The sequence below is a fragment of the Sphingobium sp. SG1 genome (genome assembly GCF_057063145.1).
This window is the reverse complement of record NZ_JBVVOJ010000001.1, coordinates 212,933-225,251: the sequence shown is the minus strand read 5'-3', so window position 1 is coordinate 225,251 and position 12,319 is coordinate 212,933. Positions and strand designations below refer to the sequence as shown.

The following is a 12,319-nucleotide window of genomic DNA, read 5'->3' as shown; positions in this document are numbered from 1 at the left end:
AACTAGCGTGAATAAATTAGGACTGATTTGAACTACTTGAGAATATTTGATGAGCGACGAATTGAATGACGAAATTGAAAGCCTGAATGATTTTCAGCACGCGCGTATTCGGACCGAAATGTATCTGTCTTCGCGTGACCCCCATACCCAAGTGGTTCTCGACTATGGTGATCTCAACAGCAGCACGGTTACGCTGACGGCCAAGGAAGTGACGTGGGTGCCTGCCGCCTTCACCGCTTTCCGAGAAGTCCTCGATAACGCCGTTGATGAAGTGGTGGCTCATGGTCACGGCGATCAGATCGATATTCGTTACGACGAAGCGACCAGCACGTTCTGGATCAACGACAACGGCCGGGGAATCCCGATCAACAAGGACGAGAAGACCGGAAAGCATAAGGCCACCATGGCGCTTTCCGAGACCAAGGCCGGGCGCAATTTTCGCAACCGTGGTGCCGCGCGCGGCATGAACGGCGTGGGCGCATCGATCGTAAACATGTGCTCGGAATATTTCCAACTCGATATCTATCGCGACGGCAAGCATTTCAGCCAGCGCTTCTCCGAAGGTGATGAAAATCTCACGATCGGTCGTCCTTCGATCCGGGCATCGAAGAAGCCCACCGGCACGCACATCGAGTTCAAGCTATCGCCGAAGGTCTTCCATGACATGACGCTACCCGAGAGCTTCGTCCATGCCCGCGTGTTCGAACTGGCGCTGTCCTACCCGACCCTTAAAGTGACGTTTCAGGGCAAGAAGGTGAACTCGCGCGGTGGTCCCGAAAAGGCCATCTTTGCCAAGCGCAAGCCGATCACGCTCCGGATCGAAGCACCGGGCTTCAAGTCCAATTTCTGGCTGGTGCCCAATTTCTTCGAGGATGGTAGCAACCAGTTCCACGGCACCGTCAACGCCATCCCGCTGTTCGATGGTGGCGTCCATATCGATACGTTCCGCAACAAGTTCTACGCCGGAATCCTCAAAGGTCTGGAGAAGGAGAGCAAGCGCCGCAAGCTCCAGCCGAACAATAGCGATCTCACCGATGGCATGCTGCTCTATGCCATCACGGAAATGGACGGCCCCAACTTCAACAGCCAGTCGAAGAGCCGTCTGATCAACGAGAATGTTCGCAAGATCGTGGCCGGTGCACTTGCTGATCCGGACTTCTTCAAGACGACGATCGCACGCAACAAAGAGTGGATCGAAGACGTCTACGCCCGCTGTGCGGCGCGAACGATGAAGGACGTCGCAAAGGACCTGAAGAACGCCGGGAAGGCGTCAAAGCGCCTCAAAATCGAGGAACTTCAGGATGCCACGGGCACCCATCGTCAGAAATGCACGCTCTTCCTCTGTGAGGGTAAGAGCGCCGTGTCCGGTATCACGGAAGCCCGCGACCCGGTCATCCATGGAGCCCTGCCTCTGCGTGGTAAAGTCCTCAATGCGTATGGCAAGCATCTGACCAAGGCGAAATATGCCCTCCATCTCAAGGAAGTGGCCGAAAATGCTGCTCTGTCGAAAATCGCCAGTTCGCTGGGGCTGATCGTCGGTCAGAAGGCAAATCGCCTGAACCTTCGCTATGGTCATGTCTATCTCGCAACCGACGCCGACCCTGATGGTGCCAACATCGCGGCCCTGCTGGTGAACTATTTCTACCAGATGTGGCCCGAACTGTTCGACCCCAAGGCCCCGTTCGTATCGATCTTCCAGACCCCCTTCATCATCGCGACGAAGGGCAAGCAGAAGAAATACTGGTTCTCCGATGATCATCAGAATTTCAACCCAGAAGAATATCGCGGTTGGGAAATCACTCGTGCCAAGGGTTTGGCTGCACTGAAGCGAGATGACTGGAAAGCTGCGCTGGCATCACCGCGCGTCATTCCGATCGTCGACCAAGGTGATCTTGGTGACTGTCTCGATCTTCTTTTCTCCCTTGACGCGGATTCGCGCAAAGTTTGGCTTGGTGAATAACAATGGAAATGAACCCTAGAGTAAAGTTTTTGGGCACGGTGAAGAAGTGGTCTTCATCGGTCGCCTATTTGATGGAATCGTCGCGCGACTATGCACTTTATGTGAACGACGTTCGCGCCATTCCGTTCGTCGGAGATGGTTTGAAGCATGTGCAGCGTGTCGCTCTGTGGCAGCTTCGCACCAAGGCCGAAAAGGTGAAAGTCGTGGGGCTTGTCGGCGAACTGATGAAAGAAGGTCTGTATGTCCACGGTGACGTCGCATGCGCCGACGCCATCAGCCTGCTGGCCGCGCCATATAAGAACAACGTGATGCTAATCACTGGTGACGGACAGTTTGGCTCTCGCGTCGATCCCGTGGATGGTATCGGCGCACCCCGCTATGTGTCGGTGAAGCGATCCAAGGCAGCCATGGCATTCCTCTACAACGATCTCGATATCGTCGAGACCGAGGACAATTATGACGGCTCGAACCAGCAGCCGGTGAATTTCCTGCCCCTGATCCCTACCGTGCTGCTCAACGGCATTGCGGGCGTCGGCGTGGGTTATTCTACTGACATCCTGCCGCGCCGCTACGGGGATATTGTCGATGCTGCGATTGCTGCGCTCAAGGGTCGCAAGCTGAAGCCGCTAGTTCCCCACTACGAGCGTTATGACGTGAAAATCGCCCCCACTGGTAAGCCCAACCAGTGGCAGATGTCCGGTGCTATCAAGATCATCGATACGAGCACCGCGCTGATCACGGAACTCCCGCCCGGTATGGACCTTGAACGGTTCCGCAAGACGCTGATCGAGATGGAAGACGCCGAAAAAATCAATCGGTTTACCGATCGGTCGACCGACGCCATCCAGATCGAAGTCAAGTTCAAGCGTGGCCTGATCTCGGAAATGAAGTGGACAGAGGATGATCTGCTCGCGATGTTCAAGCTCACCACCCGCACGACCGAGCGTATCGTGGTTCGCGACTGGTCGGGTAAGAACATCGTCCAGTATCCAGACGCGGAAACGCTGGTGGGTGATTTCGTAAAGTGGCGACTTGGCTTCTACACCAAGCGGTTTGAAAAGCTGCTCGCCGACAGCAACAACGAACTGGTCTATTGGAAGCTGCTCGAAGCTCTGTTCAAGGCTGGCTTCACTGCGAAACTGGGCAAATTCGCCGATCGCAAGGCGATGGAGGCCGACGTGGCGGCCGTCGCCAAGAAGGCCAAGATCGCCGCTCAGGACCATCATATCGATCGGGCCGTAAGCGTGGCGACCTATCGGTGGACAAAGGATTTCGAGGCCGAGGTCAAGACCAAGATTTCTGATCTGGATGCGGCGATCGCCGATTACAACGCGACGCTCAAAAGCCCGGACCGTCTTAAGGCGGTATATCTTGAGGAACTCGAAGCCCTCAAGAAACTGAAATTCTAGACATCGCATATGGGGAGGCCGTAAGGTCTCCCAATATTTGATTGGAGCCGATATGATACCACTGTCGATGATCCGCGATCAGTTCCGGAAGAACGCTGAAGATAAAGATAAAGCAGATGCCGCTGCTTGGCAAAAGCTTCAGGACACGCGCGATCAACAATATGAAGAGCGACGGCAACTGACTGCTGCCGATGTCGAGCAGCGATGCCTTTTGGTTCGCGCGTTGAGTGAGGCAGTCAAAGACATCGATCGCATGGCGATGCATGGAGAAACATTGCCGATCAATATTTGGCTACCCAAACCGAGAAAGAAATGGTTTCGTGCACGACCTAATCCATATGAGTTTGAGGGGTATTTGATATCCCACACGAAAAACCCGTTCTATTATGAATGGAAGTGGTTTATTGAACAATGCGCTGCTCGACGACTGAGTGCATACATTAAATGTCATAGCCGGAATCGACATTATTGCATTAATGTATTCGACCCGATTTGATGAGGTTAACCATGCACAATCATCGCGAAATTAAGCACTACGTCACTGGCGATAAGATTGTCGTGGTAGACGAATGGATGCAGTGGGATGAAAAACACGGAATCCGTGCTGGGGAAATCTACACTTGTCTCAACATTATGGTAGATGAAGGAATAGGCATCTTCACCGCAATCGATAATGGAACATGCGAGGAAAATGGCAAAATCGTCGACGGCTATCTATACGAACGATTTGATAAGGCTGACTAGATTTGAGCGGTGATACGATGACTGACATGATCAAATTGAGCGACCGCTTCTCGGAAAACGAAACATATCATGAGGCCAATGCTCGACACATTCTCAAACAGTCTCAGGACAGCGAGAAGGAAAAAGCCCTGAGAACGACGCGTTGGCAGGAGGGTGGCGTGATCATTCGGGTTTTTCTCGACCAGTTGAAGGACCACATCCACCGGCAGGCCGATATGGGTCTGGCGCTACCGAAATCCTATCCAATTCCCAAAAAGCTGATCTGGGCCATCTTCCCTTGGCTGAACCCATTCTGGTTCAAGGGAGAAAGGATATCGAGCTATGCGCATCCCCACTATGACATCTGGTTATGGTTCCAGCGATATTTCCTCGATCAGGGGATCATAGCCACGGTTGGCCGAAACAACCAGTTCATTCACTTTACGCTCAGCGGATATTGAAAAGGGGGCGGCAGCCCCCTTTTTCTTAGATGTAAGGGCGATACCTGACGTCCTCACCGTAGAAATCGAATTCGACCTTGGTATCGAGAGCGATGACCTCAACCGGATCGAACCCTGACACGCGGACCATTTCGTTTCTGAGGTAGGTGATCATGGCCGTATAGGCCGCAGCATCTACAACCTGACGATGAGCGAAATCGTCGAGTTCCCGGCCCGCATTGCGACAGAGCATGACCCATTGACCTTGATAACGAACGCCGAACATGATCTGCGATCGTCTCGCGTCCCAATATTGATAGTGGAACACCACGCATTCGACGTCCTGCGCGAAATCCCTATTATATTGGAATTGGCTAAGTTCCACTTCGGCGATGTCGGAGACATGGTTGTAATAACAACCGACGAGATATTCGATCCCGCGCTCAATGCGCATAGGCTCCTGCTCGAACAGTTCACGAATGGTCGTCATTCCGGTTCACCCACATAGGAAATCATGAGGTCGTAGTCGCCATCGGGATCGCTCCGGCGGGCCACACATCCATCATCCTTTGCACGCTCCTGTGCCCATTTCCATGCGCTAGTCTGATCATGAAAAAGGCGGTACGGCCGCGCGAGCGTAGCTTTGTCACCCGCGACGATCCAGTGATTTCCTACCTGTCGAACGCTGAAGAAAATGGTCTCCTCAGTTTTTCCTTCTATGCTCACATGCTGGGACACCGCCTTCACATATCGCTCGACAAACATATTACCGGCAGCGACCGGGTCTTCGTCATACCAGATGGCAGAGTCCCGCACCGTCGGTATCTGGCTCATCAGATACTGCCCCAGACGCTGCTGAAGCTCGGCACGAAGTCTGATCCACCTCGAATAATGATAATTGAACACCGCAGGTTCCATCACCTTGGCATCCTCATGTCCGAACATCGCGTCAGGGAAGCATTCAGCCGCCTTGTTAGACACACAGTCGAGGAAATAGTAGTGTTCGCGGGTAAGGGTGATCCCATGCTGAGCAGCGGCCGTGATCGCCCTGAGAATGCGACCCATCGCCAGTTCTCGCTTGAATGCATTGATCTCAGCCAGTGCCTTCTTCAATTCTTCAGTCAGTGCGTCGGGCATCATGCCACTTCCTTTTCCGTCACGCCTTCGGAGGCGATCATATTCTCGATAGTTTTGATCAGCCGTTGTGCCGGATCGGCGCAATCGCCCTGTGAATAATAGGGTTCCATCATGCCGCTGAGGTTTTCCAGTTCCTCGACGACGGCCATGAGGAACGCACCGGTGACGATATGCTTGCGGTGAGGGCGCTGTTGCAATTCATGCTTGGCAGCAAGCTCCCGTTGAAATTGCTCGCTACGCAACCGTTTTGCCGTCGACAGCACGAAGTCATAATGCTCCGGATGGACTTTGCGCATATGCTGACCGATCCCCGACGCCTCGTAGGGGATGCCATATTGTGAGAACACGCGCTTGTCGCATACGGGACAGGCAACTTTGCGCCCCTGTCCAATGATAGCCAGACACCGTTCTTCCGGGATCATTCCTGCATGTCCCTAAACGTGGTTTCGACAACCTTCGCATCGGGGACTTCGCCCGTCACACCGATGTAGATCGCGGCGAAGGCCGCACCGTTGCGGAACCACTCCAGACGCTCATCATCTGGCGTGGGATCGGTTTGCGGCGCGGCGCTCATTTCATGACCCTTCCGTAAAGCTGGAGTTGTGCATCTTCGGTGCTGTCAGCGTAGCCGAGAATGTAGTAGGCGACCGTGCCATCATAGAGGCGGACAATTTCCTGCTCAGTGCGATCGGCAATCGAGGTGTAGAAAGTTTCCCACCAACGTTCGATGTTGCGCAGGAGGACGAACTGATCATCGGGACGACGATCAAGGCGAAATGGGCGGACGACGCTCATGATCAGTCCTCGTCGATCGGGTATTCACCCGGCTTGTCAGGGTGGACACCAAGCTGGTCGGCGACGCGGAAAAACACTTCGCGGATCGCCTGCTTCTCGATTTCCAGCATGGTTAGCGAGATCGCGGTCTCGCGACTGAATTTGATATCATCGCGGGCATCCACCATATCGGTGGCCACGCCGATGATCGTGGAGAGACCATCATCGGCCTCGATCCGGTCATATTCGTGGAGGGCGGTTTCGCGGATGATGTTCGCGAAACGTGGCGACACTTCAATCGTCACCCGAATGGGGTCTTCCATAAATCACCTCAATCAAATCTCGGCGTCGGTTACCACCAATAATGACGCGTGACAATACCAGTGAGGGTCTCGCAATAATCATGCGCCTCATGACGATCACGAAAGTGCTCTTGCTCCCCGATCCGAGCGCCCTTCACGTCGTGGATCACCCATTCGACGAAAGGAGGACAGGCTAGGAACGGGTTGTCGATCTTGATCGGCGTCTCTCGGCGCTCAAGCACAAAAAGTGGAGGAGCATTGCTCCTCCACTCAGTGACGAGGTAGATGTCCTTGCCATCATACCCCACGGGTCGTTTCGAGATCAGTCCTCTCTGAAACAAGATGCGTCCCCGATGATCCGTATCGCAAGCCCCTCATCCACGGTGAGGAGGCAGGCGAAGCCCCACAGAATTCGACGTGCCTGTTGGGTATCATCAGCCTCGAACGCAGCCTTGAGATCATCAAGGGTCTGATCAAGAACGACGGACGCGCTCATTAGTTGGCGTTCGCCCACATGATGCCGTGATAGTTGTCCGACTGGACAGTCACCTGCTTGTCGCGACCCAGAATGTCCAGCGTCAGGCTGCGCATCAGGCTCTTGAGTTCCTGATCCTGTTCCGAGGTCAGGCGGACCTGCTTCAGGGGCTGACCCAGATCGACGGTCAGGACGGCCGACAGGAACTGCGGACCATTGACATGGAACGACGGCTTGACGCCGATGTTCAGGGTCGACAGGAAATTGGCCAGAGCCGTGGTATCAAATTCACGGCGGCGGCTGTTGTTGGAACGCTTCGAATTCTTGCTCATATTCGCTTCATCAAATAAAACCCGGAAGATCATCTGGGTGGTGCCGGGTTGGTTCACCGTTGCCCTGAAATCCTTCTAGGTATTCGATTTGATCGGCTGCAATATTTTTCGCAAACAAATCTCCACCCCACGATTTTCGTCATAAAGTCTCGTCACTTTAAGACGAAATGACATATGCGCATGGCTTTCGACGGCGACGATGAAGTGGTTTCATCAGGGCGCAGATATTTTTCCTACCACCATTTTTGATATTGACCGTCCCCGTGCACCTATCTAAGCAGGGCACCGAGACGCATCGGTGTGCTTCCTTCTATAACTTTTTGGCTAGTAAATAGCTGCCGGATTTGTCTCACATTTGATAAGCGGGGATTTGACATGGATATCGAGGCGATCAAACTCTATTCGAAGGTCTATGTCGACCCCGCTTCTCTCCCCCACGAAGAAATCACCGGTGGCGCGCCTGACAATAATGTCGGCCTACTCAACTGCGAAATCGCGACATTCGGTTACACGCTGGGATCGGACCTGATCGAAGCACTTCATGCTCTCGCTCCGGCACAGTTTTTCCACGTCCGTGATGCGCTCCACAAGGCGCTTTGCGACCTGAGCGGCGCGAACAAGACCTATATCCGGCTGTTCAAGGATTTCCCCTATGACGTCCCCGAACAACGCGCGCACTTCATGCAGCGCGTTATCGGCTTCCTTCAGAACTCATATGGGACGCGATCGACCAATGATCTCACGCATCTGTCATGTGGTCACTTCATCGACGGCCGTCTGTTCAATCTCGACCGCTTCGGCGCGTGCCCTATCTGCCAGCATCAGGTGGCTGAACTGGCGATGTCGGAAGACCTCGCTCCCAACAATGGCGTGTACACACCCCTGAAGGTTCTCGGCCATATGGACGGCGATCACGCGCGTGCCATGGGTAATGCCCTGCTGCGCCGTCAGTCGTCCCTGTCCACCGATGAGAAGGCGTTTCTGGCGCGCCAGACCGATCTGACTCTGCCGGACAATCTGTTCAAGGAAACCCTCCCGTTCGCCTATCGGCTGTTCGGAACGAAGGTCAGCGAGCAGCTTTCCGGTGCAACCGATCTGCTGCGCATCGCGACGTTCCTCAGCGATGAGGCGGGCGACCTGTCCCTCAAGGACAATGTGCGCTTCAAGCTGAAGAAGGCCGATGCTCGCAATCTGCTTTCGATGCTCGACCAGATGCACAATCTGGAAGAGGATATGATGCGTCATCGCGAACGCTGGCTGCGTCTGGGCGAGAAACTCAAGCCCGCAAAGCATGCTGCGCGCTATCCGCGTGCAGCAGAAGCGTTCGACCGGCTGCGAAACGCGCCTGAGACGATCATCACGTTCAATCGTTCGATGGAAAAGGGTCTACGCGCCAAGCAGGTCGATCGCGACTTCATCGATATGATGAAAATGCGGCCGGGCGAATTTGCCCGCAAGCTGGACTTCATGCTGCGAAGCGCGACCGACGATACCACGCCTCGTATTCTCAATGCGCTGGGTGATGTTCGCACCAAGCTGACCGAGAGCATGCTCTATGACCTGCGCAAATATCTGCATGCGCGCGACATACTGCCCCAGCGCATCTATTTCCCCAAGGGATCGGTGAACAAGGTTCAGGTCGTCGACGATCATCGAAGCCCGATTGATCCCGAAATTCTGCTCCGTGCTGCGGCCATGATCGAAGACGAAATCATGTCCCGCGCAGAGGCACGAGAGCCGATGGGTAAGGTCTATATCGATCCCTTGCTGGAAGGCATCGTTGCGCCGTTCAACCGACGCGGCGACAGTTCGACGACCGTCGCCATGCCCAAGGGCAGCGCTGTGCCTTTCGACGGCGATTTCATTCGTCTGTTCGTCTACTGGGTCGGTCATATTGACGTCGATCTGTCGATCGTGCTGCTCAACAAGGATTTCGAGCAGAAGGGGCATATCGCCTTCACCAATCTGCATGGCTGGGGCTGCGTCCATTCCGGCGACATCACCAGCGCACCCAATGGCGCTTCGGAATTCATCGACTTCCCGATCGACAGTCTGATCGAAAAGGGCGTTCGCTATGTCACCTCGTCGCTGATCTCCTTCCGTGGGGAGCAGTTCAAGGATTTCGAATGCTTCGCCGGTTTCATGGAGCGGGACAGCGTCGGCAGCAAGGCGGTCTATGACCCCAAGACCGTGACGATGAAGTTCGACGTCAATTCGCCGAACACCGCCCATATGCCGCTCATCTTCGATCTGGAGGAGCGCAAGGTGGTGTTCGTCGATATGACCGGTGGCAATAGCCGGTTCGCGGCCGTGCGCAGCCAAGAAAACAAGACGGCCGCGTTGACGCAGGCCATGCTTTCTCTGAGCCAGCGCAAGACCACCTTGTTCGACATCGTTTTCCTGAACGCGATGGCGCGCGGCACGATCGTCGACACGCCTGATGAGGCAGATATCTGCTTCGGCATCGACGACATGGAAGCTATCGCTAACTTCGAAATCTGAGGAGGCTCGCATGGGCTTGGAATGGGATCGTAAGCTGGTTGCGGCGCATCGTGACGGCTATAGCGTTCGCGCGACTGCCGAAAAGCTGTTTGCCAGCGGCGATAAAAGCATGATGCATCAGATCAACCTCCATCACATCGATGGGAGCGTTGAAGTGCTGTGGTTCAACGACGATGCGGTCAGCTATGGTGGCGATTGGAGACTGCGGAACCGGATCGCCCATCACAACACCGTCGATCGAGCTAACGCCGTCTCCGTCGTCGAACGGCTTCCCAATGGGTTTCAGCCGCTGAAATTCCGGTGGGAAGAAGGGCCGACGAACAATCGCCATCCCACATGGAAGCTCACCGTGGCCGACGGCGAGTTCAATGCCACCGTCTGCAATTCATGGGACTCCGCGTGCTGGAATGTCCTGATCAATCAGGTCGGCTACAGCGATTTCCAGAGCGAGCAGGAGGCCAAGACCTTTGTCGAGCATAAGATCACCCAGATGGTGATCGACAAGGTCAATGAAGCGAACCGTGTGCTTTCCCTGTTCTGCGAACCCGGCAATCTGCGCGATGCGATCGCCGATCATCTCGGCAGAGAGGTCGTCAGTGCCTATGACTGCACTCGCGTCTGGGAAGCATGGTCAGTCGGCACCATGACGCAAGGCGATTTCGCTCCTCTGGAGTATCGCATCGACGAGATCGTCGACGGGTTGATGTCCGTGATTTCGTCCCATGGCAGCCGCGCAACCGATGAGGCGATCGACCGGGCCGCCATGCTGATCTGGGCGGAAACCAGAGGAGTTCGCCGCGACATCGAGGCACGATGGTCTAACATCCGTGATGATGCCGTCGTCGAGCCATTTATCAACGCTGCACGAGCAGTGTTCGCCCAACCGGCGGCATAAGGAACCAAGCATGACCGAAATTTCTCAGGAAACGATGGACCTCGCGCGCGATCTCTATTCGATGTGGAGTGGATGGCATCCCACCATGCACGTCAATCGTATGGCGGGGTGGCATGAACTCGACGCCGATACGGTCACCCAGTGGGTGAAGGTCGCGGAAGTGATCTACCGCCCCGAAGAACCGACAGCGCCTCAGATGGACGTCGATGTTCTGATCGATCGACTGCGCGGCATCGGCTATACGGGACCGCGTCATGGCCTGTCGCTCGCCATCGGCAATCTCATGCTTGAGGGCGCACAGGCGCTCAAACGGCAGAAGGCAGTGGTGGTCTCAACCAGCGCCGAATTGGTCCAAGATTTCGTGTCATTCCTCTATGCGGCAACCCCCATCTTGGAAGAGGCGGCACGAGCCGCCGACCAGCGCTGGGAGGACGAGCGAAACGAACGCGCATACCCCGCTGCCTTGCTCAACGAAGTCAATGCGGTGAAGGATGTGCGGGATCGAGCAGCAAAGCTTTTGGCCAAGTTCGATATCTGAACAAACACTAAATAGATGATCCGGGGCTGTTGAAGTCCCGGATTATCACTTCATAGAGCTATTTGAACGGTTCACCGCCTAAAAGGAACAGTTCGACCGCGAAATATTGCAGCGCAATGACGCGGATACGTAAATACTTGTTCAACAATTCATGAGGCTTATTTTGTTAAAACGCCTACTAATCGTGGGCGCGCTTTTCGTTACTACAACACCAGCGTGTGCACATGATGCCGTAGTGTCTAATTTGATAGCTACCTATTCTACCCCGGAAATGAAGGCTCTGTCGGAGTCGCAACAAAGAGAAATCGCCTGCACAGCATTAGCAGTCTACCACGAATCCAAGGGACAGCCTGAACGCGGCCAGAGCGCGGTGGCACATGTGATCCAGAACCGGGTTGCAAATCCCAAATTCCCGAACACCGCTTGCGGGGTCGTCTTCCAGCGTTGGAGGGGCCGAGCGCAGTTCGTGTTCATCAACTATGGCCCACAGCGCCTCATGCCACGTATTTCTTCGGCATGGAAAACGGCAGTGCGGGTTTCGATCGCAGCCCTTCATGGGAACAGCGGCGACCCGACAAATGGCGCGAAGTTTTTTCGTAATGTGCGGGTAGGCGGCCGATCAGGAATGACGATCGGCGCACACATCTTCACCAAGTAGAGAGAAGGTCGCGAAAGCGGCCTTTTCTTTTATCCCAAGATGATCGCAATTTGGCTTGCCTAAATACCATCACTATGATTATATCGCTGCGCTATGCACACTGATGAACATTCCTCCGAGAGCGGAGAAGAAGACAGTAGTAGCACCTTTGGGTGCATTTCCAACATCGACGAC

The 12,319-nt window shown here is 54.7% G+C and carries 16 protein-coding genes; 9 read left to right on the top strand and 7 right to left on the bottom strand.

Features of this window, described 5'->3' with window-relative positions; translation table 11 throughout:
- Window positions 1-49 precede the first annotated feature (49 nt).
- Genes AC0KVN_RS01265 through AC0KVN_RS01245 form a run of 5 tightly spaced genes read left to right on the top strand, consistent with a single transcriptional unit; the run spans window position 50 to window position 4,553 of the window.
- Window positions 50-1,960 carry a toprim domain-containing protein gene (locus AC0KVN_RS01265; protein ID WP_483655330.1) on the top strand — a complete coding sequence of 637 codons (1,911 nt, stop codon included), beginning with the start codon at window positions 50-52 and terminating at the stop codon, window positions 1,958-1,960.
- Window positions 1,961-1,962: 2 nt separating this feature from the next.
- A complete protein-coding gene (locus AC0KVN_RS01260) occupies window positions 1,963-3,369 on the top strand; it encodes a DNA gyrase subunit A (RefSeq protein WP_483655329.1) in 1,407 nt (468 codons plus the stop codon).
- A 52-nt stretch (window positions 3,370-3,421) separates the two neighbouring features.
- Window positions 3,422-3,865 (top strand): hypothetical protein, encoded by a 444-nt coding sequence (locus AC0KVN_RS01255; protein ID WP_483655328.1) that lies wholly within the window; start codon window positions 3,422-3,424, stop codon window positions 3,863-3,865.
- Window positions 3,866-3,876: 11 nt separating this feature from the next.
- On the top strand, window positions 3,877-4,113 hold the full coding sequence (locus AC0KVN_RS01250; RefSeq protein WP_483655327.1) for a hypothetical protein: 237 nt from the start codon (window positions 3,877-3,879) through the stop codon (window positions 4,111-4,113).
- Between the two features lie 17 nt (window positions 4,114-4,130).
- On the top strand, window positions 4,131-4,553 hold the full coding sequence (locus AC0KVN_RS01245) for a hypothetical protein (protein ID WP_483655326.1): 423 nt from the start codon (window positions 4,131-4,133) through the stop codon (window positions 4,551-4,553).
- 25 nt (window positions 4,554-4,578) lie between these two features.
- On the opposite strand, the gene AC0KVN_RS01240 is transcribed toward AC0KVN_RS01245, so the two are convergent.
- The 7 genes from AC0KVN_RS01240 to AC0KVN_RS01210 form a co-directional block, all read right to left on the bottom strand.
- Window positions 4,579-5,022, bottom strand: a complete 444-nt coding sequence (locus tag AC0KVN_RS01240) for a hypothetical protein (protein ID WP_483655325.1) — start codon at window positions 5,020-5,022, stop codon at window positions 4,579-4,581.
- On the bottom strand, window positions 5,019-5,672 hold the full coding sequence (locus AC0KVN_RS01235) for a hypothetical protein (RefSeq protein ID WP_483655324.1): 654 nt from the start codon (window positions 5,670-5,672) through the stop codon (window positions 5,019-5,021). The genes AC0KVN_RS01240 and AC0KVN_RS01235 overlap by 4 nt, the downstream gene beginning before the upstream one ends.
- Complete coding sequence (locus tag AC0KVN_RS01230; protein ID WP_483655323.1) at window positions 5,669-6,091, bottom strand: hypothetical protein; 423 nt, start codon at window positions 6,089-6,091, stop codon at window positions 5,669-5,671. Before AC0KVN_RS01230 ends, AC0KVN_RS01235 begins: the two co-directional genes overlap by 4 nt.
- Window positions 6,088-6,243, bottom strand: coding sequence for a hypothetical protein (locus tag AC0KVN_RS01225; protein ID WP_483655322.1), 156 nt, complete (start codon window positions 6,241-6,243; stop codon window positions 6,088-6,090). The genes AC0KVN_RS01230 and AC0KVN_RS01225 overlap by 4 nt, the downstream gene beginning before the upstream one ends.
- A complete protein-coding gene (locus AC0KVN_RS01220) occupies window positions 6,240-6,464 on the bottom strand; it encodes a hypothetical protein (RefSeq protein WP_483655321.1) in 225 nt (74 codons plus the stop codon). Before AC0KVN_RS01220 ends, AC0KVN_RS01225 begins: the two co-directional genes overlap by 4 nt.
- Window positions 6,465-6,466: 2 nt before the next feature.
- Window positions 6,467-6,766 carry a hypothetical protein gene (locus AC0KVN_RS01215; protein WP_483655320.1) on the bottom strand — a complete coding sequence of 100 codons (300 nt, stop codon included), beginning with the start codon at window positions 6,764-6,766 and terminating at the stop codon, window positions 6,467-6,469.
- 474 nt (window positions 6,767-7,240) lie between these two features.
- Window positions 7,241-7,552, bottom strand: a complete 312-nt coding sequence (locus tag AC0KVN_RS01210) for a hypothetical protein (protein ID WP_483655319.1) — start codon at window positions 7,550-7,552, stop codon at window positions 7,241-7,243.
- A 375-nt stretch (window positions 7,553-7,927) separates the two neighbouring features.
- Between AC0KVN_RS01210 and AC0KVN_RS01205 the strand changes: the two genes are divergently transcribed.
- From AC0KVN_RS01205 to AC0KVN_RS01190, 4 genes are all read left to right on the top strand, one after another.
- Window positions 7,928-10,054: a TerD family protein gene (locus tag AC0KVN_RS01205; RefSeq protein WP_483655318.1), complete on the top strand. Its 2,127-nt coding sequence runs from the start codon at window positions 7,928-7,930 to the stop codon at window positions 10,052-10,054.
- Window positions 10,055-10,064: 10 nt separating this feature from the next.
- Complete coding sequence (locus tag AC0KVN_RS01200; RefSeq protein WP_483655317.1) at window positions 10,065-10,949, top strand: hypothetical protein; 885 nt, start codon at window positions 10,065-10,067, stop codon at window positions 10,947-10,949.
- Between the two features lie 34 nt (window positions 10,950-10,983).
- Window positions 10,984-11,487, top strand: a complete 504-nt coding sequence (locus AC0KVN_RS01195; RefSeq protein ID WP_483655316.1) for a hypothetical protein — start codon at window positions 10,984-10,986, stop codon at window positions 11,485-11,487.
- A 235-nt stretch (window positions 11,488-11,722) separates the two neighbouring features.
- Window positions 11,723-12,145 carry a cell wall hydrolase gene (locus tag AC0KVN_RS01190; protein ID WP_483655315.1) on the top strand — a complete coding sequence of 141 codons (423 nt, stop codon included), beginning with the start codon at window positions 11,723-11,725 and terminating at the stop codon, window positions 12,143-12,145.
- Window positions 12,146-12,319 lie beyond the last annotated feature (174 nt).